Below are 23,775 nucleotides of genomic sequence, written 5' to 3' on the forward strand. Positions count from 1 at the left end.
TAATAATGATACGAAATCATTTCGGTTTTGTTAACTTGGAATTCTTATATTTTCTAGGTAGGACGTTTGTTCTGCCTATTTTCTTTATCTAAAAAGTGCAGTTGGGAGGGGGATAGACGCATTTGGGGAGGAAGTCCAGTTTTTGTTTGGGGATTGGGGTAAGATAGTTGTTATCAGATGAGTTTAGAAAAAAGGAGATGAATATGAAATTTGGGAAACGTCACTATCGTCCGCAGGTGGATCAGATGGACTGCGGTGTAGCTTCATTAGCCATGGTTTTTGGCTACTATGGTAGCTATTATTCTTTGGCTCACTTGCGAGAATTGGCCAAGACGACCATGGATGGGACGACGGCTTTGGGCTTGGTCAAGGTGGCAGAGGAGATTGGCTTTGAGACGCGAGCTATCAAGGCAGATATGACGCTCTTTGACTTGCCAGATTTGACCTTTCCTTTTGTTGCCCATGTGCTTAAGGAAGGAAAATTGCTCCACTACTATGTGGTGACTGGGCAGGATAAGGATAGCATTCATATTGCCGATCCAGATCCTGGGGTGAAGTTGACTAAACTGCCACGTGAGCGATTTTCGCAAGAGTGGACAGGAGTGACCCTTTTTATGGCACCTAGTCCAGACTACAAGCCTCATAAGGATCAAAAGAATGGTCTGCTCTCTTTTATCCCTATATTAGTGAAGCAGCGTGGCTTGATTGCCAATATCGTTTTGGCAACGCTCTTGGTAACCTTGATTAACATTGTGGGTTCTTATTATTTGCAGTCTATCATTGATACCTATGTGCCAGATCAGATGCGTTCGACACTGGGGATCATTTCTATTGGGCTGGTTATCGTTTATATTCTTCAGCAGATTTTGTCCTACGCTCAGGAGTATCTCTTACTTGTTTTGGGGCAACGCCTGTCGATTGACGTGATTTTGTCCTATATCAAGCATGTTTTTCACCTGCCTATGTCCTTCTTTGCGACACGTCGTACAGGGGAAATCGTGTCTCGTTTTACAGATGCTAACAGTATCATCGATGCGCTGGCTTCGACCATTCTTTCGATTTTCCTAGATGTGTCAACGGTTGTCATTATTTCTCTTGTTTTATTTTCACAAAATACCAATCTCTTTTTCATGACTTTATTGGCACTTCCTATCTACACAGTGATTATCTTTGCTTTTATGAAGCCGTTTGAAAAGATGAATCGGGACACCATGGAAGCCAATGCGGTTCTGTCTTCTTCTATCATTGAGGACATCAATGGTATTGAAACTATCAAGTCCTTGACCAGTGAAAGTCAGCGTTACCAAAAGATTGACAAGGAATTTGTGGATTATCTGAAAAAATCCTTTACCTATAGTCGAGCAGAGAGTCAGCAAAAGGCTCTGAAAAAAGTTGCCCATCTCTTGCTCAATGTCGGCATTCTCTGGATGGGGGCTGTTCTGGTCATGGATGGCAAGATGAGTTTGGGGCAGTTGATTACCTATAATACCTTGCTTGTTTACTTTACCAATCCTTTGGAAAATATCATCAATCTGCAAACCAAACTTCAGACTGCGCAGGTCGCCAATAACCGTCTGAATGAGGTCTATCTGGTAGCTTCTGAGTTTGAGGAGAAGAAAACAGTTGAGGATCTGAGCTTGATGAAGGGAGAGATGACCTTCAAGCAGGTTTCCTACAAGTATGGCTATGGTCGAGACGTTTTGTCGGATATCAATTTGACGATTTCCCAAGGTTCTAAAGTAGCTTTTGTGGGGATTTCAGGGTCAGGTAAGACTACTTTGGCTAAGATGATGGTTAATTTTTACGACCCAAGTCAGGGAGAGATTAGTCTGGGTGGTGTCAATCTCAATCAGATTGATAAAAAGGCTCTGCGTCAGTATATCAACTATCTGCCTCAACAGCCCTATGTCTTTAACGGAACGATTTTGGAGAATCTTCTTTTGGGAGCCAAGGAGGGGACGACTCAAGAGGATATCTTACGGGCGGTCGAATTGGCAGAGATTCGGGAGGATATCGAGCGTATGCCCCTGAATTACCAGACAGAATTGACTTCGGATGGGGCAGGGATCTCAGGTGGTCAACGTCAGAGAATCGCTCTGGCGCGTGCTCTCTTGACAGATGCGCCGGTCTTAATTTTGGATGAGGCGACCAGCAGTTTGGATATTTTGACAGAGAAGCGAATTGTCGATAATCTCATGGCTTTAGACAAGACCTTGATTTTCATTGCTCACCGCTTGACCATTGCTGAGCGGACAGAGAAGGTTGTTGTCTTGGATCAGGGCAAGATTGTTGAAGAAGGAAAGCATGCTGATTTGCTTGCACAGGGTGGCTTTTATGCCCATTTGGTGAATAGCTAGAAAGAGGAGAGGATGAAACCAGAATTTTTAGAAAGTGCGGAGTTTTATAACCGTCGTTATCATAATTTTTCCAGTCGGGTGATTGTACCCATGTCCCTTCTACTTGTGTTTTTACTTGGCTTTGCAACTCTTGCAGAGAAGGAGATGAGTTTGTCTACTAGAGCTACTGTCGAGCCTAGTCGTATCCTTGCAAATATCCAGTCAACTAGCAACAACCGTATTCTTGTCAATCATTTGGAAGAAAATAAGCTGGTCAAGAAGGGGGATCTTCTGGTTCAATACCAGGAAGGGGCAGAAGGTGTTCAAGTAGAGGCCTATGCCAGTCAGTTGGACATGCTCAAGGATCAAAAAAAGCAATTGGAGTATTTGCAAAAAAGTCTACAAGAAGGGGAGAACCACTTTCCAGAGGAGGATAAGTTTGGCTACCAAGCCACCTTTCGCGACTACCTCAGCCAAGCGGCTAGTCTTAGGGCTAGTACATCGCAACAAAATGAAACCATCGCGTCCCAGAATGCAGCAGCTAGCCAAACCCAAGCTGAAATCGGCAACCTCATCAGCAAAACAGAGGCTAAAATTCGCGATTACCAGACAGCTAAGTCAGCTATTGAAACAGGTGCTTCCTTGGCCAGTCAGAATCTAGCCTATTCGCTCTACCAGTCCTACAAGTCTCAGGGTGAGGAAAATCCGCAAGCTAAAGCTCAAGCTGTTGCGCAGGTTGAAGCGCAGATTTCTCAGTTAGAATCTAGTCTTGCTACTTACCGTGTCCAGTATGCAGGTTCAGGTACCCAGCAAGCCTATGCGTCAGGTTTAAGCAGTCAATTGGAATCCCTTAAATCTCAACACTTGGCTAAGGTTGGTCAGGAATTGACCCTTCTAGACCAGAAAATCTTGGAGGCAGAATCAGGTAAGAAGGTACAGGGAGATCTTTTAGACAAGGGGAAAATTACGGCTAGTGAGGATGGGGTGCTTCACCTTAATCCTGAGACCAGTGATTCTAGCATGGTTGCAGAAGGTGCCCTACTAGCCCAACTCTATCCGTCCTTGGAGAAAGAAGGGAAAGCCAAACTCACAGCTTATCTAAGTTCAAAAGATGTAGCAAGGATCAAGGTCGGTGATTCTGTTCGTTATACGACGACTCATGATGCCAAGAATCAACTTTTCCTAGATTCTACTATTACAAGTATTGATGCGACAGCTACCAAGACTGAAAAAGGGAATTTCTTTAAAATCGAGGCGGAGACTAATCTAACTTCGGAGCAGGCTGAAAAACTTCGGTACGGGGTGGAAGGTCGTCTACAGATGATTACAGGTAAGAAAAGTTACCTGCGTTATTATTTGGATCAATTCTTGAACAAAGAGTAATGTTCGTGTTTTTAGAGTTAAATAATTTTTAAACTGTGAGAAAGATCACTCTTGCAGTTTTTTCTTTACAATTTTTGAAACACATCTGATATTTATTCGGTTAGATTCTTGTGTTTTTTGGTTTTTTATGGTAGAATGTGCTCAAGTAATACGAAAGGCGAACTTTAAAATGTCAAAACAATTGATCTATTCGGGAAAAGCTAAAGATATCTATACAACTGAGGATGAAAATCTTATTATTTCAACTTACAAGGACCAGGCGACTGCTTTCAATGGTGTCAAGAAGGAGCAGATTGCGGGCAAGGGAGTATTGAATAATCAGATTTCATCTTTTATTTTTGAGAAATTAAATGCGGCTGGTGTGGCGACTCACTTTGTGGAGAAACTTTCAGACACGGAACAACTCAATAAAAAGGTTAAGATTATTCCTCTCGAGGTTGTGCTTCGCAACTACACGGCTGGTTCCTTTTCAAAACGTTTTGGCGTAGACGAAGGTATCGCATTTGAGACTCCGATTGTCGAATTTTACTATAAAAATGATGATTTGGATGATCCATTCATCAATGATGAGCATGTGAAATTCCTACAGATTGCGGATGACCAGCAAATCGCCTACTTGAAGGAAGAAACTCGTCGAATCAATGAACTCTTGAAAGCCTGGTTTGCTGAGATTGGGCTTAAGTTGATTGACTTTAAGCTAGAGTTCGGTTTTGACAAGGATGGCAAGATTATCTTAGCAGATGAATTTTCACCAGATAACTGCCGTTTGTGGGATGCGGATGGCAACCACATGGATAAGGATGTTTTCCGTAGGGGTCTAGGTGAATTAACAGATGTTTACGAAATTGTCTGGGAAAAGTTGCAGGGTTTGAAATAATCTGTTAGAAACGGAAAACCTTCGTCTTTCAGATGTAAGGGCTCAGGCTGAAAAGGTCCCCCAGACCTTTACACTCCGTCGGGGTCTAGGTAAATTAACCGGCATCTACGAGATTGTCTGGGAAAAGTTGCAAGGTTTAAAATAACACCTTCAAGGTTATTTGGGAACATTGCAAGAGCTGAAATAAAGGAATAAGAATTGATGAATAAACGTATTTTTGTTGAAAAAAAGGCTGATTTTCAGGTCAAGTCAGAGAGTTTGGTTAGAGAACTCCAGCACAACTTGGGACTTTCAAGCTTGAAAAGTATTCGCATCGTGCAAGTTTATGATGTATTTGACTTGGCAGAGGGCTTGTTTGCACCTGCAGAGAAGCACATTTTCTCTGAGCAGGTGACAGACCATGTTTTGGACGAAGTTGCTGTGCAGGCGGATCTTGCCAACTATGCTTTCTTTGCGATTGAAAGCTTACCAGGGCAGTTTGACCAGCGTGCGGCATCTTCACAGGAAGCCGTGCTTTTGTTGGGAAGTTCGAGTGATGTGACAGTTAATACAGCCCAACTTTACTTGGTCAATAAAGATATTGACGCGACGGAGTTAGAGGCGGTCAAGAACTACTTGCTTAATCCAGTTGATTCTCGTTTCAAGGACATCACGACAGGGATTGCTAAGCAGGAATTTTCAGAGTCAGACAAGACTATTCCCAAATTGACTTTCTTTGAAAGCTATACGGCAGAAGATTTTGCTCGCTACAAGGCCGAGCAAGGGATGGCCATGGAAGTGGATGATTTGCTCTTTATCCAAGACTACTTCAAGTCAATCGGGCGCGTACCGACGGAAACAGAACTCAAGGTTTTGGACACTTACTGGTCTGACCACTGCCGTCATACGACTTTTGAGACAGAGTTGAAACACATTGATTTTTCCGCATCGAAATTCCAAAAGCAATTGCAGTCGACTTATGACAAGTATATTGCCATGCGTGAAGAGTTGGGGCGTTCGGAAAAACCGCAGACCTTGATGGATATGGCGACTATTTTCGGTCGTTATGAGCGTGCTAATGGACGTTTGAATGACATGGAAGTGTCAGATGAAATCAATGCTTGCTCAGTAGAAATCGAAGTGGACGTTAATGGTGTGAAAGAACCATGGCTCCTCATGTTCAAGAATGAAACTCATAACCACCCAACTGAGATTGAGCCATTTGGTGGTGCTGCTACCTGTATCGGTGGAGCCATTCGTGACCCATTGTCAGGTCGCTCATATGTTTACCAAGCTATGCGTATCTCAGGTGCGGGTGATATTACAGCACCGATTTCGGGAACGCGTGCTGGTAAGCTGCCACAACAAGTCATTTCTAAAACAGCGGCTCATGGTTATTCTTCATATGGTAACCAGATTGGGCTTGCGACGACCTATGTTCGCGAGTACTTCCACCCAGGATTTGTAGCTAAACGTATGGAGCTAGGTGCTGTTGTCGGTGCGGCTCCTAAGGGCAATGTCGTCCGTGAAAAACCGGAAGCTGGTGATGTCATTATCCTCCTTGGAGGTAAGACAGGCCGTGATGGTGTCGGTGGTGCGACAGGTTCTTCTAAGGTTCAAACAGTTGAGTCCGTGGAAACTGCTGGAGCTGAAGTTCAAAAGGGGAATGCTATCGAAGAACGCAAGATTCAACGACTTTTCCGTAATGGCGATGTCACTCGTCTTATCAAGAAGTCTAATGACTTTGGTGCTGGTGGTGTCTGTGTAGCCATCGGTGAATTGGCTGATGGTCTTGAAATCGACCTTAACAAAGTGCCTCTTAAATACCAAGGCTTGAATGGTACCGAAATTGCCATCTCTGAATCTCAAGAACGGATGGCTGTGGTGGTTCGTCCTGAGGACGTAGATGCCTTCGTTGCTGAATGTAACAAAGAGAATATTGATGCTGTTGTTGTTGCGACAGTAACTGAAAAACCAAATCTTGTCATGCATTGGAATGGTGAAACAATTGTCGACTTAGAACGTCGTTTCCTTGATACCAATGGTGTGCGCGTGGTCGTCGATGCTAAGGTTGTGGATAAGGATGTCAAACTCCCAGAAGAGCGTACAACAAGCGCTGACACACTTGAAGCAGATACCCTTGTGGTTCTGTCTGATTTGAACCATGCGAGTCAAAAAGGCTTGCAAACCATTTTTGACTGTTCGGTCGGTCGTTCAACGGTCAATCACCCACTTGGCGGTCGCTATCAACTCACTCCAACTGAGGCATCTGTACAGAAATTGCCAGTTCAACACGGTGTGACTCATACTGCGTCAGTCATGGCTCAAGGTTTCAACCCATATGTAGCTGAATGGTCTCCATACCACGGTGCTGCTTATGCGGTTATCGAAGCAACTGCTCGTTTGGTTGCTGCTGGTGCCAACTGGTCTAAGGCTCGTTTCTCTTACCAAGAGTATTTCGAGCGCATGGATAAACAAGCTGAGCGTTTTGGTCAGCCAGTAGCAGCTCTCCTAGGTTCTATCGAAGCTCAGATTCAGCTTGGCTTGCCATCTATCGGTGGGAAGGACTCTATGTCTGGTACCTTTGAAGAATTGACAGTACCGCCAACCTTGGTAGCCTTTGGTGTGACAACCGTAGATAGCCGTAAGGTGCTTTCGCCTGAATTCAAGACTGCTGGGGAAAACATTTACTATATCCCAGGGCAAGCTCTTGCTACAGAGATTGATTTTGACTTGATTAAGTCTAACTTTGCTCAGTTTGAAGACATCCAAGATGGTCACAAAGTGACATCTGCATCAGCTGTCAAATATGGTGGTGTGGTTGAAAGTTTGGCACTTGCTACTTTTGGAAATCATATCGGTGCAGAAGTAACCTTGCCTGAACTTGAAACGGCTTTGACAGCTCAATTGGGTGGATTTGTCTTCACATCTCCTGAAGAAATTGCTGGAGTAGAGAAAATCGGTCAAACAAGTGCAGACTTTACACTGACTGTAAACGGTGTGAAGCTAGATGGACAGAAACTTGACAGTGCCTTCCAAGGAAAACTGGAAGAAGTTTACCCAACAGAGTTTGCCCAAGCCAAAGAACTGGCTGAAGTACCAGCTGTGGTATCAGATGTTGTGATTAAAGCCAAAGAAAAGGTTGAAAAACCTGTGGTTTACATCCCAGTCTTCCCAGGAACTAACTCAGAATATGACTCAGCTAAGGCTTTCGAAAAAGAAGGTGCAGAGGTCAACTTAGTGCCATTTGTGACCTTGAATGAAGAAGCCATTGTCAATTCAGTTGAAACTATGGTTGACAACATCGGCAAGGCTAACATTCTCTTCTTTGCAGGTGGTTTCTCAGCTGCGGACGAGCCAGATGGTTCAGCTAAGTTTATCGTCAACATCCTGCTTAATGAAAAAGTGCGTGCGGCCATTGATAGCTTTATCGCCCGTGGTGGCTTGATTATCGGTATCTGTAATGGATTCCAGGCTTTGGTCAAATCAGGTCTTCTTCCATACGGAAATTTCGAGGATGCTAATAGTACTAGTCCAACCCTCTTCTACAATGATGCCAATCAACACGTGGCCAAGATGGTGGAAACCCGTATTGCCAATACCAACTCACCATGGTTAGCTGGTGTGCAAGTAGGCGATATCCACGCTATTCCTGTTTCGCATGGTGAAGGGAAGTTTGTCGTGACGGCTGAGGAATTCGCTGAGCTCCGTGACAATGGACAAATTTTCAGCCAATATGTTGACTTTAACGGTAAACCAAGTATGGATTCTAAGTACAATCCAAATGGTTCTGTCCATGCCATCGAAGGAATTACTAGCAAGAATGGCCAAATCATCGGTAAGATGGGCCACTCAGAACGTTATGAGGACGGTCTTTTCCAAAATATCCCAGGCAATAAAGACCAGCACCTGTTTGCGTCGGCGGTTAAATACTTTACTGGAAAATAAGACTTGCAGATTTTCTAATAGATAGTATCAATAATGTAAAAGTCATGTAAATCTAGCTCATGATGATTGCAAATGAAAATTAGGTATAAAAAATGACATACGAAGTAAAATCTCTTAATGAAGAATGCGGTGTTTTCGGTATCTGGGGACATCCAGATGCTGCTAAATTGACCTATTTTGGTCTCCACAGTCTTCAGCACCGTGGTCAGGAGGGGGCAGGAATCCTCTCCAATGATCAAGGGGAACTAAAGCGGCATCGCGATATGGGTCTTCTATCAGAAGTCTTCAGAAATCCTGCTAATTTAGATAAATTGACAGGAACTGGTGCGATTGGGCATGTGCGTTATGCGACTGCTGGCGAAGCTTCTGTAGATAATATCCAGCCCTTCCTCTTCCGTTTTCACGATATGCAGTTTGGCTTGGCTCATAATGGGAATCTGACCAATGCAACCTCTCTTAAGAAGGAGTTAGAAGAAAGAGGAGCCATTTTCAGTGCGACTTCTGATTCAGAAATCTTGGCTCACCTCATTCGTCGTAGTCACAATCCTAGTCTGATGGGCAAAATCAAGGAGGCACTCAGCCTTGTCAAAGGTGGTTTTGCCTATATCTTACTGTTTGAAGACAAGTTGATTGCGGCTCTTGACCCAAATGGTTTCCGTCCACTTTCTATCGGGAAAATGGCTAATGGAGCGGTGGTTGTTTCCTCTGAAACCTGTGCTTTTGAAGTCATTGGTGCAGAATGGATTCGTGATTTGAAACCAGGTGAGATTGTGATTATTGATGACAAGGGCATCCAGTATGACAGCTATACAGATGATACCCAGTTAGCAATCTGTTCTATGGAGTACATCTACTTTGCTCGTCCTGATTCTAATATCCACGGTGTCAATGTCCATACGGCACGTAAACGTATGGGTGCCCAATTGGCGCGAGAATTCAAGCATGAGGCGGATATTGTGGTCGGTGTGCCAAATTCCTCACTCAGCGCAGCTATGGGGTTCGCGGAAGAATCTGGTTTGCCAAATGAAATGGGTCTTATTAAGAACCAATACACCCAACGTACCTTTATCCAACCGACTCAAGAATTACGGGAGCAAGGGGTGCGGATGAAACTCTCCGCTGTTTCGGGTGTTGTAAAAGGCAAGCGTGTGGTTATGATTGATGACTCTATTGTACGTGGAACAACCTCTCGTCGGATTGTTCAGCTTTTGAAAGAAGCGGGTGCGACTGAGGTTCACGTTGCTATTGGCAGTCCAGCGCTAGCTTATCCATGCTTCTATGGAATTGATATCCAGACTCGTCAGGAACTGATTGCGGCCAATCATACGGTTGAAGAAACGCGCCAAATTATTGGTGCGGACAGCCTGACTTACCTTTCTGTTGAGGGGTTGATTGATTCGATTGGGATCGAAACAGATGCGCCAAATGGTGGTCTCTGTGTCGCTTACTTTGATGGTGACTACCCAACTCCTCTCTACGACTACGAAGAAGATTATCGTCGAAGTTTGGAAGAAAAGACCAGTTTTTACAAGTAGGCGGATGACGATTCTTAATTAAAGAAAAGGAAAAATAAAATGGCAAATAAAAATGCTTATGCTCGATCTGGCGTGGATGTTGAAGCGGGTTATGAAGTTGTTGAACGAATCAAAAAGCACGTGGCTCGTACGGAGCGTGCAGGTGTCATGGGAGCTCTTGGTGGTTTTGGTGGTATGTTTGACCTTTCAAAGACTGGGGTTAAAGAACCCGTCTTGATTTCAGGGACTGATGGTGTCGGAACTAAGCTCATGCTGGCTATTAAGTACGACAAGCACGATACTATCGGTCAGGACTGTGTGGCCATGTGTGTCAATGATATCATCGCTGCAGGTGCGGAGCCCCTCTATTTCCTCGACTATGTGGCGACAGGCAAGAATGAACCAGCTAAGCTAGAACAAGTAGTGGCTGGAGTCGCTGAAGGTTGTGTGCAGGCTGGTGCTGCCCTCATCGGTGGGGAAACGGCTGAAATGCCTGGCATGTACGGCGAAGATGACTATGACTTGGCTGGTTTTGCGGTCGGTGTGGCTGAAAAATCTCAAATCATTGACGGTTCAAAGGTGGCAGAAGGAGATGTTCTTCTCGGACTTGCTTCAAGTGGGATTCATTCCAATGGTTACTCTCTCGTCCGTCGTGTCTTTGCGGATTACACAGGTGAGGAAATCTTGCCAGAATTGGAAGGCAAGCAACTCAAGGAAGTTCTTCTTGAGCCGACTCGTATCTATGTCAAGGCTGTCTTACCACTCATCAAGGAAGGCTTGGTCAACGGCATTGCCCACATCACTGGTGGTGGCTTTATCGAAAATGTCCCTCGTATGTTTGCAGCTGACTTGGCTGCTGAGATTGAGGAAGACAAGGTTCCAGTTTTACCGATTTTCAAAGCCCTTGAGAAATACGGTGAAATCAAACATAAAGAAATGTTTGAAATCTTCAATATGGGTGTGGGACTCATGTTGGCAGTTAGCCCTGAAAATGTAGGCCGTGTCAAGGAATTGTTGGATGAACCAGTCTATGAAATTGGTCGCATCGTCAAGAAAGAAAACGAAAGTGTCATCATCAAATGAAAAAAATAGCGGTTTTTGCTTCTGGTAATGGCTCAAATTTTCAGATGATTGCCGAAGAATTTCCAGTGGAGTTTGTCTTTTCAGACCATCGTGATGCCTATGTACTCGAGCGTGCAGACAAGCTCGGCGTTCTGTCCTATGCTTTTGAACTTAAGGAGTTTGAGAGCAAGGCAGACTACGAAGTAGCCATTGTCGAACTCTTGGAAGAGCACCAGATTGACTTGGTTTGTCTAGCAGGCTACATGAAAATCGTTGGGCCAACCTTATTGGCGGCTTATGAAGGACGAATCATTAACATTCATCCAGCCTATTTGCCAGAATTTCCAGGAGCTCACGGAATTGAGGACGCTTGGAATGCTGGTGTTGCTGAGAGTGGTGTGACCATTCACTGGGTGGATTCAGGTGTGGATACTGGAAAGGTTATCAAACAAGTACGCGTACCACGATTAGCTGATGATACCATCGAAAACTTTGAAGCTCGCATTCATGAGGCAGAGTACAAGTTGTATCCAGAGGTGTTGGATAGTTTGGGAGTGGAGAGGAAGTGTTAAATATGGTAACAACTATAGAGGTTAATAAACAGACTGTAAAGGAATTACTTGGATCAGGGAAAAATAAGAAATTCGCTATTCCAGAATATCAGAGACCATATGCATGGACAACTGATCAGATTCAGACTCTATTTGATGACTTAGTTGAGTATACCAGTGGTGAAGAAAAAGACAGTACATACTTTTTAGGCACTATTGTAGCATATGAGAATGATGAGAACGAACAAGAAATTATAGATGGGCAGCAACGCATTACTTCTTTATTTTTGCTTTTAAGAGCTCTATATTCTAAACTGAGTTCTATGAGTGAAACTCTTCAGTCAAAGAATTTTATGCGACAGATTGAAGCAGCAATGTGGGAACAAGATGAACTTACGGCAGAAGTTGATTTTGAAAAAGTCTTAATAGTTTCAAGAGTTGTTGGTGAAGAAGAAAATAATATTTTTACAAATATATTAGTTACGGGAGAAACAGAAAAAGGAAGAAAAGACACTTATTCTGAAAACTATAAGTTATTTGTGGAGTTAATTGAAGATTATGCAAGTAAAGAACCAGAATTGTTTTACTGGTTTATTCAAAATGTTTTAAATAGAGCTATTTTGCTTCCTATTACTGCTGATTCACAGGATACTGCACTGACAATATTTTCTACACTAAATGATAGAGGACTAGCTTTATCTGATGCAGATATTTTTAAGGCTAAGATATATAACTATATAGACAATAGTCAGAAAAAGGATTTTATCGAAGAGTGGAAACTGATTGATGAATCCGCATCAAATGCAAATGAGAGTATTCAAAAGTTGTTTTATTACTATATGTTTTATCTGAGAGCTAAAGAGAATGATAGAAATACTACAACTCCGGGTATTAGAAAATACTATTCTCAGAATCAATTTGAAAAATTATATCAAAGTGACTTATTGACGAATCTTCGTTTACTAGTAAGTTTATGGACAGTTATTAATAATAGGATAGTTGTGGAAGGCGAGAATTGGTCAGAGAATAAAGAAATTCTTAAAGTACTGGATTCTCTATCCTCTTATCCGAATGAATTTTGGAAGTATCCTGTAGTAATATATTATTTACGTTACAAAAGCTCTGAAAATTTTGAGTCAGATTTTTTGAACTTTTTAAGAAATTTATTTGCAGTTTTGTCAGCAAGGTACGTAGTTACTCCAACAATAAACGCAGTCAAGCGTAGTATTTTAAATTTGAATGCCTCAGTTTATCAATCTAAAACACCTAAATTTGATTTCTCTTTAGTTGATGAAGAAGAATTCAAAGAAAAAGTAAAGAATGCACATCGAAATACGGTTCGGATGCTTCTAAAGGTACTGGCTTATCAAAAACAAGATGAATTATTACCAGAAAAATGGGAAATAGAGCATATTTTACCTCAAAAGTGGCAAACTAGTTTCTTTCCAGATAATTCAGAAAGAGAAGTTAGGGATTTGATAGAACATATTGGTAATAAGATACCTTTTGAGAAGAAACTGAATATTATTGCTAGTAACGGATATTTTGCTAAGAAGAAAGAAACTTATCAAAAATCATCAATTACATTGGTACAAGATTTATCTAAGGATAAAAGTGATTGGAGACTTGATGAAATTCGTGAAAGAGATATCCGCATTGCTGATGAACTTATAAATTTATTATCAAGTTGGGGATTGAATAAGATTTCTGAAGAATATATGGAAACAAGACAATTTAAAATTGAAATTCCTACAGAACTTACAGATAATTATATAAATTTTTTAAAAATGTTTCAAAAAGTTGATTCAGATGAAGTTCGTCAACAATTTTTAGATATATAAACTAGGAATGAAAGGAAGAAAAATGACTAAACGCGTCTTAATCAGCGTCTCAGACAAAGCGGGCATTGTTGAATTTGCCCAAGAACTTAAAAAACTCGGTTGGGAGATCATCTCAACAGGTGGAACCAAGGTTGCCCTTGATAATGCTGGGGTGAACACCATTGCCATCGATGATGTGACTGGGTTCCCAGAGATGATGGACGGTCGTGTCAAGACCCTTCATCCAAATATCCACGGTGGGCTTCTCGCTCGTCGTGACCTTGATAGCCATTTAGAAGCGGCTAAGGACAATCAGATTGAGCTTATCGATCTTGTTGTAGTTAACCTTTACCCATTTAAGGAAACCATCCTCAAACCAGATGTGACTTATGCGGATGCGGTGGAGAATATCGATATTGGTGGTCCATCTATGCTTCGTTCAGCAGCGAAGAACCACGCCAGCGTAACAGTTGTTGTAGACCCAGAGGATTATGCTGTGATTCTTGACGAATTGTCAGCAAATGGTGAAACGACTTATGAAACGCGTCAACGTTTGGCAGCCAAGGTTTTCCGTCATACGGCAGCTTATGACGCCTTGATCGCAGAGTATTTCACAGCTCAAGTCGGAGAAAGCAAACCTGAAAAGTTGACCTTGACCTATGATCTCAAACAAGCCATGCGTTACGGTGAGAACCCTCAACAAGACGCGGACTTCTACCAAAAAGCTTTGCCGACGGATTACTCCATTGCTTCAGCCAAACAGCTTAACGGTAAGGAATTGTCATTCAACAATATCCGCGATGCGGATGCTGCTATCCGTATCATCCGTGACTTCAAAGACCGTCCAACCGTTGTGGCTCTCAAACACATGAACCCATGTGGAATCGGTCAGGCTGATGACATCGAGATTGCTTGGGACTACGCTTATGAGTCTGACCCAGTTTCTATCTTTGGTGGGATTGTCGTTCTTAACCGTGAGGTGGATGCTGCGACAGCTGAGAAGATGCATGGTGTTTTCCTTGAAATCATCATTGCACCAAGCTATTCTGACGAAGCGCTTGAAATCTTAACAACCAAGAAGAAAAATTTGCGCATTCTTGCCTTGCCATTTGACGCACAAGATGCCAGTGAAGCAGAAGCAGAATACACAGGCGTGGTTGGTGGACTTCTAGTGCAAAACCAAGATGTGGTCAAGGAAAGCCCAGCCGATTGGCAAGTGGTGACCAAACGCCAACCAACTGAAACAGAAGCGACAGCTCTTGAGTTCGCTTGGAAGGCTATCAAGTATGTCAAATCAAACGGAATTATCGTGACCAACGACCACATGACACTGGGTGTTGGTCCAGGTCAAACTAATCGTGTGGCCTCTGTTCGTATTGCCATTGACCAAGCCAAAGACCGCCTTGACGGCGCTGTGCTTGCTTCGGATGCCTTCTTCCCATTTGCCGATAACGTGGAAGAAATCGCCAAAGCAGGTATCAAGGCTATCATCCAGCCTGGGGGATCAGTTCGTGACCAAGAATCCATCGAAGCTGCGGATAAATATGGCCTAACTATGATTTTCACAGGCTTGAGACATTTTAGACATTAATAAGGCAAAAGGGAAGAAAACAGTTTCTTTCCTTTTTCAGCTTAAAACACTAAGTGAAACAAGATTAAAACGAACGTTTGTGGTATAATATTAGTAAATAATTCGCAAAAGAGGTTGAGGAATGAAGCTGTTAGTTGTCGGTTCGGGTGGTCGTGAACATGCGATTGCTAAGAAGTTGCTTGAGTCAAAAGACGTTGAAAAAGTATTTGTTGCTCCTGGGAATGATGGGATGACTCTGGATGGTTTGGAATTGGTAAATATCTCTATTTCCGAACATTCTGAATTGATTGAGTTTGTAAAAGCCAACGATATTGCTTGGTCATTTATCGGGCCAGATGACGCCCTTGCGGCTGGTATCGTGGATGATTTCAATGCGGCAGGACTCAAAGCTTTTGGTCCGACAAGATTGGCAGCTGAGCTGGAGTGGTCCAAGGATTTTGCCAAGGAAATCATGGTCAAATACGGCGTTCCGACAGCAGCCTATGGCACATTCTCGGACTTCGAGGAAGCTAAGGCATATATCGAAAAGCAGGGTGCGCCTATCGTAGTCAAGGCGGATGGCTTGGCGCTTGGGAAGGGTGTCGTCGTTGCGGAGACGGTTGAGCAAGCAGTCGAAGCAGCCCACGAGATGCTTTTGGACAATAAATTTGGTGACTCAGGTGCGCGTGTAGTTATTGAGGAATTCCTTGATGGGGAGGAGTTTTCCCTCTTTGTCTTTGTCAATGGTGACAAGTTCTACATCATGCCAACAGCTCAGGACCATAAACGTGCTTATGATGGCGACAAGGGGCCTAACACTGGTGGGATGGGTGCCTATGCGCCAGTTCCTCACTTGCCACAGAGCGTGGTGGACACAGCAGTGGAGACTATTGTCAAGCCAGTTCTTGAAGGGATGATCAAAGAAGGTCGTCCGTATCTGGGTATCCTTTACGCAGGGCTTATTTTAACAGCAGACGGACCTAAGGTCATCGAGTTCAATGCTCGGTTCGGAGATCCCGAAACTCAGATTATTTTGCCTCGTTTGACATCTGACTTTGCACAAAATATTACGGATATCATCGATGGCAAGGAGCCAAACATCACCTGGACGGACAAGGGTGTGACTCTGGGTGTGGTTGTCGCATCCAACGGTTATCCGTTAGACTATGAAAAAGGTGTCAAGTTGCCATCCAAGACAGAAGGCGACATTATCACCTATTATGCAGGGGCTAAGTTTTCGGAAAATAGCAGAGCACTGCTATCAAACGGAGGCCGTGTCTATATGCTAGTCACCACAGCAGACACCGTCAAAGAAGCCCAAGAAACCATCTACCAAGAACTCTCACAACAAAAAACAGAAGGCCTATTTTACCGAACCGATATCGGAAGCAAGGCTATAAAAGATTAACAGATACTAAATTTGTCAATGGCGAGCAAAAGCGAGCCAAAGTAATATAATGATCGCCGTGGTGAAAAGACCAGAACAGATACTGTTCTGGTCGGAGGAAGCTTTGAGACCCTAGGTTCAAAGTTTAGGAATGAAGCCTAGGGTTTGCTTCCGTCCCCACCACCTAAGACCATTATCAAAAAAGAAGAAAAAGGGAAAATTATGACTAAACCAATTATTTCCATCATCATGGGTTCAAAATCCGATTGGGCAACCATGCAAAAAACCGCAGAAGTCCTAGATCGCTTCGGTGTAGCCTACGAAAAGAAAGTTGTTTCTGCCCACCGCACGCCAGACCTCATGTTCAAGCATGCAGAAGAAGCACGTAGCCGTGGGATTAAGGCCATCATCGCAGGTGCAGGTGGCGCAGCCCATTTACCAGGTATGGTAGCAGCTAAAACAACCCTTCCAGTCATTGGTGTGCCAGTCAAATCTCGTGCCCTTAGTGGAGTGGATTCACTCTATTCTATCGTTCAGATGCCGGGTGGGGTGCCTGTTGCGACAATGGCTATCGGTGAAGCTGGTGCGACAAATGCGGCTCTCTTCGCCCTCCGTCTTCTTTCAGTAGAGGATCAGGCTATCGCGACAGCTTTGGCAGATTTCGCAGAAGAACAAGGAAAAATCGCAGAGGAGTCTACAAATGAGCTCATCTAAAACAATCGGAATTATCGGTGGCGGTCAGCTTGGTCAGATGATGGCCATTTCTGCTATCTACATGGGGCACAAGGTCATCGCGCTGGATCCTGCGGCGGATTGCCCGGCCTCTCGCGTGGCGGAAATCATCGTGGCTCCTTATAACGATGTGAATGCCCTCCGTCAGTTGGCTGAGCGTTGCGATGTCCTCACCTATGAGTTTGAAAATGTCGATGCCGACGGTTTGGATGCGGTCATCAAGGATGATCAACTTCCTCAAGGAACCGATCTGCTTCGCATCTCCCAAAATCGGATTTTTGAAAAGGATTTTCTCTTAAATAAGGCACAAGTCACTGTGGCACCTTATAAGGTTGTGACCTCAAGCCAAGATTTGGCAGACATCGACCTATCTAAAAACTATGTCCTCAAGACTGCGACCGGTGGCTACGATGGACATGGGCAAAGGGTCATTCGTGCAGAAGCAGACTTGGAAGAAGCCTATGCGTTAGCTGACTCAGCAGCTTGTGTCTTGGAAGAATTTGTCAACTTTGACCTTGAGATTTCTGTCATCGTGTCTGGTAATGGCAAGGACGTGACGGTTTTCCCAGTTCAGGAAAATATCCACCGTAACAACATTCTTTCAAAAACCATCGTGCCTGCTCGAATTTCAGCTAGTTTAGCTGAGAAAGCCAAAGCAATGGCTGTGCGAATCGCTGAACAGCTCAACCTATCTGGAACCCTTTGCGTGGAAATGTTTGCGGCAGCTGATGACATCATTGTCAACGAGATTGCCCCACGACCACACAACTCTGGGCACTATTCAATTGAAGCCTGCGACTTCTCCCAGTTTGATACCCATATTTTAGGTGTTCTGGGGACACCATTACCAGCTATCAAACTACATGCACCAGCAGTCATGCTCAATGTCCTCGGCCAGGATGTCGAGGCTGCTGAAAAATATATCACAGAAAATCCAAGCGCCCACCTCCACATGTATGGTAAAATAGAAGCAAAGCACAACCGCAAAATGGGGCATGTGACTCTGTTTAGTGATGTGCCAGATAGTGTGGATGAGTTTGGGAAAGGGATAGATTTTTAGGACAAGACTATGATACAAATTATCGTTAACGCTTTTGTTGAAAAGGATAAGACTGGAGCAGTCGTCGAAGTCTTGTATGCTAGTGCTGACCAAGATAAGGTACAAGCTAAATATAAAGAACTAACTGCACAATACCCTGAAAACTATTTAGCTATCTATAGTTTACCGCTGGATATGGATTTGAATACATTAGATCACTATCCATCTGTGTTTATTGGAAAAGAGGAGTTTGAGTAGAAATCTTGGTTTACCTAGATAGCTTATTCCCAACAGCTTAAGAAGAAAGGAAAAATTAACAATATGATTGAACGTTATTCTCGCCCTGAGATGGCGAATATTTGGAGTGAAGAAAATAAATACCGTGCTTGGCTTGAGGTGGAAATCTTGGCTGACGAGGCATGGGCTGAGTTGGGGGAAATCCCTAAGGAAGATGTAGCTTTGATTCGTGAAAAAGCGGACTTTGACATCGACCGTATTTTGGAGATTGAGCAGGAGACTCGCCATGATGTAGTTGCCTTTACACGTGCGGTTTCTGAGACGCTTGGTGAAGAGCGCAAGTGGGTTCACTATGGTTTGACTTCTACCGACGTGGTGGATACGGCCTATGGTTACCTTTATAAGCAGGCCAACGACATCATCCGTCGTGACCTTGAAAACTTCACCAACATCATCGCTGATAAGGCTAAGGAGCACAAGTTCACCATCATGATGGGGCGTACCCACGGTGTGCACGCTGAGCCTACAACTTTTGGTCTTAAATTGGCGACTTGGTACAGCGAAATGAAGCGCAATATCGAGCGTTTCGAGCATGCGGCTGCTGGTGTGGAAGCTGGTAAGATTTCTGGTGCGGTTGGTAACTTTGCCAACATCCCACCATTTGTTGAAAAATACGTCTGCGATAAACTGGGTATCCGTGCCCAAGAAATCTCTACACAGGTGCTTCCTCGTGACCTTCACGCTGAGTACTTTGCAGTTCTTGCTAGCATCGCAACTTCAATCGAACGTATGGCGACTGAAATTCGTGGTTTGCAAAAATCAGAACAACGCGAAGTGGAAGAGTTCTTTGCTAAGGGGCAAAAAGGGTCTTCAGCTATGCCTCACAAACGCAACCCGATTGGTTCTGAAAACATGACAGGTCTGGCGCGTGTTATCCGTGGTCACATGATTACAGCCTATGAGAACGTCGCTCTCTGGCACGAACGTGACATTTCACACTCATCAGCTGAGCGTATTATCACACCAGATACAACCATTTTGATTGACTACATGCTTAACCGTTTTGGAAATATCGTCAAGAACTTAACGGTCTTCCCAGAAAATATGATCCGCAACATGAACTCAACATTCGGGCTTATTTTTAGCCAGCGTGCTATGTTGACTTTGATTGAAAAAGGTATGACTCGGGAACAAGCCTATGACTTGGTTCAACCAAAAACAGCCTACTCATGGGATAACCAAGTGGACTTTAAACCGCTTCTTGAAGCAGATCCAGAGGTAACTTCTCGCCTCACTCGAGAAGAAATCGATGAAATCTTCAACCCAGTTTATTACACCAAACGAGTGGATGATATCTTTGACCGCCTCGGACTTGGTGATTAATTAAAAAATAAACAGCGATCTTCAATCTCGCTGTTTATTTTTTATCGAAAAGACTTAGTCTTCTTTTCTTTTAGTGAGTCCATAGGCTGCTAGTGTAGTCATGAGTCCTGCGACTACTAGTCCTGCAGAATCGTGACTTCCTGTTTCAGGAAGTTCTTTCTCTGTTGCCACAGGAGCTGGACCTTGAGGAAGAGCTTTGTTTTCCTCCGCAGGAGCAGTTGATGGAGCTGGTTGGCTTGGGATTTCTAGTTTTGGTTTTTCTTCAGCAATAGCGGCTTGTCCGCTTTCATCGCCTACATGTGTTACGAGAGTACCGACTTCAACCACTTGGTTCACAGCTTCTTTGGTTACCCGACTATCAAGGATTGTTTCGGTTGTTTTTCCATTTTCAGTAAGGACAGAGATGTAATGAGTTCGTTCACCTTTGACTCCTGCTGTAATAATGTTTTCTTGACCAGCTGGGAGGTTAGGATTTTCTTTCTTGATAACTTCAAATGGGATTTCTTCAGTTCTTGTGATGAGTTCTGGTCTGGTTTCAACATTGGCAACCACTTCATTTTCATCTAGGCTTCCTGAGTGAGTTGCAGCTGGTTTGAGACCTAAGCGAGCGGCTTTTAGTTTGGCTACAAGTGTGTCAAGCTCAGCTTGTTTATTACGGTCTAGGTTGTAATTTAGAGCTGTTTTAGCTGCACTTAGGGTGTCTAAGCTTTCCTTGCTGTATCCTTCTAAGTTTTCAGGAATTTGTGCGATTTCTTCGCGGAGAGCATTATAATTAGCGCGGAAGTAGTCTTTGTTGTGGTTTGCAAAGGCAGTCATAAGTTCAAAGATTTCTTCCTCCTTGTACTCAGCGCTTGGTCTATCTGCCCAGATAGCAAGCATACTGCCGACTGTTGGAAGATCTACTTCAGGATACTTGGTAGAAGCAAGTTGATTGAATGGAACTTTACCAGAATTTTCAACTGCTTTTGAAAGTGGATAAGCTTCGTCTGGTTTGTGATTGCCTAAGACATAGTACCAGTCTCCGTTGGTGTTGAGGAGTTTGTAGCCTTTGCTTGCTAGGTACTGAGGAGTTGCAAGATTGTAACCCCACCATCCTTTAGACCAGTAAGAGATGATGACATCCTTATCAAACTCAACATCATCCTTGTCTTCATAGTAGAAGCCATCGTTGAAGGCCATTGGTTGAAGACCTCTCTCTTTGGCCATAGCAGCGAGGGTGTTGGCATATTCGGCAAATTTGCCATAGAGTTGATACCATTTGAGGTAGTACCAGCCTTGGGCACTAGTAGCATCGTTGGCATATTCGTCAGTACCAAAGTTGAAAATCTTGGTTTTTCCTGCAAAGAAGTCCATGTATTTACCGATGAGGGCTTTTACAAAGTTCATCGCTTCTTCGTTTCTCAAGTCCATAGTTGTTTTGGAGACTTTGTCAAAGTGGGCTTGAGGATTTTTAATACCTAATTTTTCCATGGCAACCAGCATAGCATCCATGTGACCTGGACTGTTGATAGCTGGGATGAGACCGATACCTTTAGATTTAGCGTATTCAATTAATTCTGTCACTTCAGCTTGTGTAAGTGCAGTTCCATTTGGATCGTCGTAGTAAGCTTTTGTTCCTTGGATGATGGCATTTTTGACATCATCACTTGCATAGTTTTTTCCGTTAGCAGTGATGGTCATATCATCGAGCAGGAAGCGAAGTCCGTCATTTCCTAGAAGGAGATGGACGTCAGAATATCCGAGCTCACTGGCCTTATTCATGATGCGTTTGAGTTGGTCAAGAGTAAAGTATTTGCGTCCAGCATCGATTGAGATTACCTTGTTTTTGGCAAGTTTTTCAACTTCACGTTTAGTATCTTCTTCTTTTTGAGCTTCTGGTGTGAAGGTCAAATTGCTGACTGCTTCTTGAAGTTTTGCAATTGCTTGGTCAATCGTGTCTTGTTGGGCACGGCTGAGGTTACTATCAAGCGAACGGATAGCTTTTGTCGCTTCATTAACTGCTGCGACGCTTTCTGCAGTATAACGGTTAAGATCTTTGGGTACCTCGTTAAGTGCTTGTTCTGCAGACTCATAATCAGCTGCGAAGTATTCAGCATTAGAATTTGCGAATTGACGCATGAGTTTGAAGAGGCGTGACGGTGAATAACGTGCAGATGGAGTGTCAGCCCAAGCAGATACCATACCACCGATGAATGGAATAGTTGCTCCGTCGGATTTTGGTACCGAAGTGATTGGAGTGTTCTTGATACCGTTTAATCCTTGATCAAGGTTGTACCAACCTTGGCCATCTGCATTTCGCCCAAGAACATAGTACCAAGCGTCGTTAGTGTTTAGGATTTGGTGACCTTTTTCTACTAGAAGTTTAGAAGAAGCGACGTCGTAACCTCCCCAACCACCAGTCCACATTGAAACGATGATATCTTTGTCAAAAGTTCCGAAGCTAGTATCACTATTGTAGTAAATACCATCATTGAAGGCCATTGGTTTTAGACCGTGCGATTTTACAATACGAGCTAGGTCATTGGCGTAGGCAATAAATTTTTCATATCCTTTTACAGGGTAGCCTTCGTTTGGATAGTATTTATCAGCTTGAAGAACGCTCCAACCTTTAGCGTTTGTAGCGTCATTGGCATATTCATCAAGTCCGATGTTGAAGATTTCAGTCTTTTTCGCGAAATAAGCAGCATACTTATCGATAAGGGCTTTTGTAAAAGCGACTGCCTGTTCGTTGTCAAGATCTACAGTACGGGCTGATTCCTTCCCAAAATAGTTAAAGTTAGGGTTTTGGATTCCCAATTCTTTCATGGCATTGAGAATCGCATCCATGTGACCAGGACTATTTACTGTTGGGATGAGACCGATACCTTTATCTTTGGCATAGGTAATCAGTTCTGTCATTTGACTTTCTGTTAAGTGATTGCCGTTTGGGTCGTTGTAATAATCATTCGTACCTTTTTCAATGGCACGTTTGACATCGTCATTCGCATAGGTCTTGCCGTTAGCTGTGATGCTCATATCGTCCAACATGAAGCGGAGCCCATCATTTCCAACTAATAGGTGTAAATCAGTGTAGCCATAATGTTTCGCTTTATCGATGATTTCCTTTAGTTGCTCTGGTGAGAAATATTTACGTCCAGCATCAATAGAAACAATTTTCTTTTTCGCTAGCTTTTTATTAGTTTGAGTGGCACGTTCGGTAGTCGGAGCGAGTACAGCAGGAGTAGCAGGATCGTTTTTCTTCTCAGTATTAGCACTCTCTGCACTTTTTTCTACTTGAGTTGTGTTTTCTGCTTCCGTAGTAGGGGCTGGGCTGGTATGTTCTGTTACTGCCGGTGCTACCGCATTGTCTGTTTTTGGAACAACTGTGTTAACAGTATCTTTTTTAGTTTTAACTTCCTCTTTTATGGTTTTATCAGCTTGTTTTACAAGTTTTTCTTCTTTATCTTGAATTGGTGCTTCTGATGCTTGTGGGCTATCCGGCATAGCTTGCAAAGTTTCAGTAGCTTTTGGTGCTGGTGTGAGTCCATCTGCAGATACGACTTGCGCACTGAAGGTAAATCCTATCAGTACAGAAGCTGCTCCGACTGCATACTTGCGGATTGAGAAACGCTGTTTCTTGTCTAGTTTCATGATAAAATCTCCTTGATATAACTATTTTGATAACGTTTACATAAAACTAATTTAATTTTATTATCTATATAGTAAAAAGTCAAGTAAATTTATATAATAATTATAATAAACAGAGTAAATCATAAGATTTTGGAAGGAATAATTTATATAAGAAAGTAAAATTAGTAATTTTTAACTTATTTTTAGTACAAGTGCTACCAATAAATAATTTAATAGCGTTTTCATAGTCGCTTTTTTGTGCTATAATATATATAGAAAAAGCCTGAGCAAGGCTCAATGTCATTAAGTTAGTGAGCTAACTCTTTAAATAGGAGATAGGATTGAGAA

The 23,775-nt window shown here is 43.2% G+C and carries 15 protein-coding genes; 14 read left to right on the forward strand and 1 reads right to left on the reverse strand.

All coding sequences use genetic code 11. The features are described from left to right. The first annotated feature begins 203 nt into the window (after positions 1-203). The 14 genes from comA (at position 204) to purB (ending at position 19,818) form a co-directional block, all read left to right on the forward strand. The gene (gene comA, locus RWO85_RS06220; protein WP_314414724.1) at positions 204-2,357 is read left to right on the forward strand and encodes a peptide cleavage/export ABC transporter ComA; all 2,154 of its coding nucleotides are present in this window, start codon (positions 204-206) and stop codon (positions 2,355-2,357) included. Positions 2,358-2,369: 12 nt separating this feature from the next. Then, positions 2,370-3,719 (forward strand): competence pheromone export protein ComB, encoded by a 1,350-nt coding sequence (comB, locus tag RWO85_RS06225; protein ID WP_314414727.1) that lies wholly within the window; start codon positions 2,370-2,372, stop codon positions 3,717-3,719. A gap of 169 nt (positions 3,720-3,888) precedes the next feature. Then, positions 3,889-4,596: a phosphoribosylaminoimidazolesuccinocarboxamide synthase gene (purC, locus tag RWO85_RS06230; protein ID WP_060627291.1), complete on the forward strand. Its 708-nt coding sequence runs from the start codon at positions 3,889-3,891 to the stop codon at positions 4,594-4,596. A 201-nt stretch (positions 4,597-4,797) separates the two neighbouring features. Then, the gene (locus tag RWO85_RS06235; protein ID WP_314414729.1) at positions 4,798-8,523 is read left to right on the forward strand and encodes a phosphoribosylformylglycinamidine synthase; all 3,726 of its coding nucleotides are present in this window, start codon (positions 4,798-4,800) and stop codon (positions 8,521-8,523) included. A gap of 92 nt (positions 8,524-8,615) precedes the next feature. Continuing rightward, positions 8,616-10,058 carry an amidophosphoribosyltransferase gene (purF, locus tag RWO85_RS06240; RefSeq protein WP_314414731.1) on the forward strand — a complete coding sequence of 481 codons (1,443 nt, stop codon included), beginning with the start codon at positions 8,616-8,618 and terminating at the stop codon, positions 10,056-10,058. Between the two features lie 39 nt (positions 10,059-10,097). Then, complete coding sequence (gene purM, locus RWO85_RS06245) at positions 10,098-11,120, forward strand: phosphoribosylformylglycinamidine cyclo-ligase (protein ID WP_314414733.1); 1,023 nt, start codon at positions 10,098-10,100, stop codon at positions 11,118-11,120. Then, on the forward strand, positions 11,117-11,671 hold the full coding sequence (gene purN, locus RWO85_RS06250; protein ID WP_314414734.1) for a phosphoribosylglycinamide formyltransferase: 555 nt from the start codon (positions 11,117-11,119) through the stop codon (positions 11,669-11,671). Before purM ends, purN begins: the two co-directional genes overlap by 4 nt. 2 nt (positions 11,672-11,673) lie before the next feature. After that, positions 11,674-13,491 (forward strand): DUF262 domain-containing protein, encoded by a 1,818-nt coding sequence (locus RWO85_RS06255; RefSeq protein WP_261116908.1) that lies wholly within the window; start codon positions 11,674-11,676, stop codon positions 13,489-13,491. Between the two features lie 22 nt (positions 13,492-13,513). Next, positions 13,514-15,061, forward strand: coding sequence for a bifunctional phosphoribosylaminoimidazolecarboxamide formyltransferase/IMP cyclohydrolase (gene purH / locus RWO85_RS06260; protein ID WP_314414735.1), 1,548 nt, complete (start codon positions 13,514-13,516; stop codon positions 15,059-15,061). A gap of 121 nt (positions 15,062-15,182) precedes the next feature. Beyond that, the gene (purD, locus tag RWO85_RS06265; RefSeq protein ID WP_314414736.1) at positions 15,183-16,448 is read left to right on the forward strand and encodes a phosphoribosylamine--glycine ligase; all 1,266 of its coding nucleotides are present in this window, start codon (positions 15,183-15,185) and stop codon (positions 16,446-16,448) included. Positions 16,449-16,649: 201 nt separating this feature from the next. Further along, the gene (purE, locus tag RWO85_RS06270; protein WP_314414738.1) at positions 16,650-17,141 is read left to right on the forward strand and encodes a 5-(carboxyamino)imidazole ribonucleotide mutase; all 492 of its coding nucleotides are present in this window, start codon (positions 16,650-16,652) and stop codon (positions 17,139-17,141) included. After that, on the forward strand, positions 17,128-18,219 hold the full coding sequence (gene purK / locus RWO85_RS06275; protein WP_314414740.1) for a 5-(carboxyamino)imidazole ribonucleotide synthase: 1,092 nt from the start codon (positions 17,128-17,130) through the stop codon (positions 18,217-18,219). Before purE ends, purK begins: the two co-directional genes overlap by 14 nt. A gap of 9 nt (positions 18,220-18,228) precedes the next feature. Then, positions 18,229-18,456, forward strand: coding sequence for a hypothetical protein (locus tag RWO85_RS06280; RefSeq protein ID WP_050262648.1), 228 nt, complete (start codon positions 18,229-18,231; stop codon positions 18,454-18,456). A gap of 63 nt (positions 18,457-18,519) precedes the next feature. After that, positions 18,520-19,818, forward strand: a complete 1,299-nt coding sequence (gene purB, locus RWO85_RS06285) for an adenylosuccinate lyase (RefSeq protein ID WP_314414742.1) — start codon at positions 18,520-18,522, stop codon at positions 19,816-19,818. Positions 19,819-19,872: 54 nt separating this feature from the next. On the opposite strand, the gene strH is transcribed toward purB, so the two are convergent. Next, complete coding sequence (gene strH, locus RWO85_RS06290; protein WP_314414744.1) at positions 19,873-23,448, reverse strand: LPXTG-anchored beta-N-acetylhexosaminidase StrH; 3,576 nt, start codon at positions 23,446-23,448, stop codon at positions 19,873-19,875. Between the last annotated feature and the right edge of the window lie 327 nt (positions 23,449-23,775).

This window comes from uncultured Streptococcus sp. (genome assembly GCF_963521865.1).
Taxonomy (GTDB): Bacteria; Bacillota; Bacilli; order Lactobacillales; family Streptococcaceae; genus Streptococcus.

What these genes read in the sequence shown, in the direction of transcription:
- comA (WP_314414724.1), top strand. Translation starts at nt 204, where the DNA reads ATGAAATTTGGGAAACGTCACTATCGTCCGCAGGTGGATCAGATGGAC.
- comB (WP_314414727.1), top strand. Translation starts at nt 2,370, where the DNA reads ATGAAACCAGAATTTTTAGAAAGTGCGGAGTTTTATAACCGTCGTTAT.
- purC (WP_060627291.1), top strand. Translation starts at nt 3,889, where the DNA reads ATGTCAAAACAATTGATCTATTCGGGAAAAGCTAAAGATATCTATACA.
- RWO85_RS06235 (WP_314414729.1), top strand. Translation starts at nt 4,798, where the DNA reads ATGAATAAACGTATTTTTGTTGAAAAAAAGGCTGATTTTCAGGTCAAG.
- purF (WP_314414731.1), top strand. Translation starts at nt 8,616, where the DNA reads ATGACATACGAAGTAAAATCTCTTAATGAAGAATGCGGTGTTTTCGGT.
- purM (WP_314414733.1), top strand. Translation starts at nt 10,098, where the DNA reads ATGGCAAATAAAAATGCTTATGCTCGATCTGGCGTGGATGTTGAAGCG.
- purN (WP_314414734.1), top strand. Translation starts at nt 11,117, where the DNA reads ATGAAAAAAATAGCGGTTTTTGCTTCTGGTAATGGCTCAAATTTTCAG.
- RWO85_RS06255 (WP_261116908.1), top strand. Translation starts at nt 11,674, where the DNA reads ATGGTAACAACTATAGAGGTTAATAAACAGACTGTAAAGGAATTACTT.
- purH (WP_314414735.1), top strand. Translation starts at nt 13,514, where the DNA reads ATGACTAAACGCGTCTTAATCAGCGTCTCAGACAAAGCGGGCATTGTT.
- purD (WP_314414736.1), top strand. Translation starts at nt 15,183, where the DNA reads ATGAAGCTGTTAGTTGTCGGTTCGGGTGGTCGTGAACATGCGATTGCT.
- purE (WP_314414738.1), top strand. Translation starts at nt 16,650, where the DNA reads ATGACTAAACCAATTATTTCCATCATCATGGGTTCAAAATCCGATTGG.
- purK (WP_314414740.1), top strand. Translation starts at nt 17,128, where the DNA reads ATGAGCTCATCTAAAACAATCGGAATTATCGGTGGCGGTCAGCTTGGT.
- RWO85_RS06280 (WP_050262648.1), top strand. Translation starts at nt 18,229, where the DNA reads ATGATACAAATTATCGTTAACGCTTTTGTTGAAAAGGATAAGACTGGA.
- purB (WP_314414742.1), top strand. Translation starts at nt 18,520, where the DNA reads ATGATTGAACGTTATTCTCGCCCTGAGATGGCGAATATTTGGAGTGAA.
- strH (WP_314414744.1), bottom strand. Translation starts at nt 23,448, where the DNA reads ATGAAACTAGACAAGAAACAGCGTTTCTCAATCCGCAAGTATGCAGTC.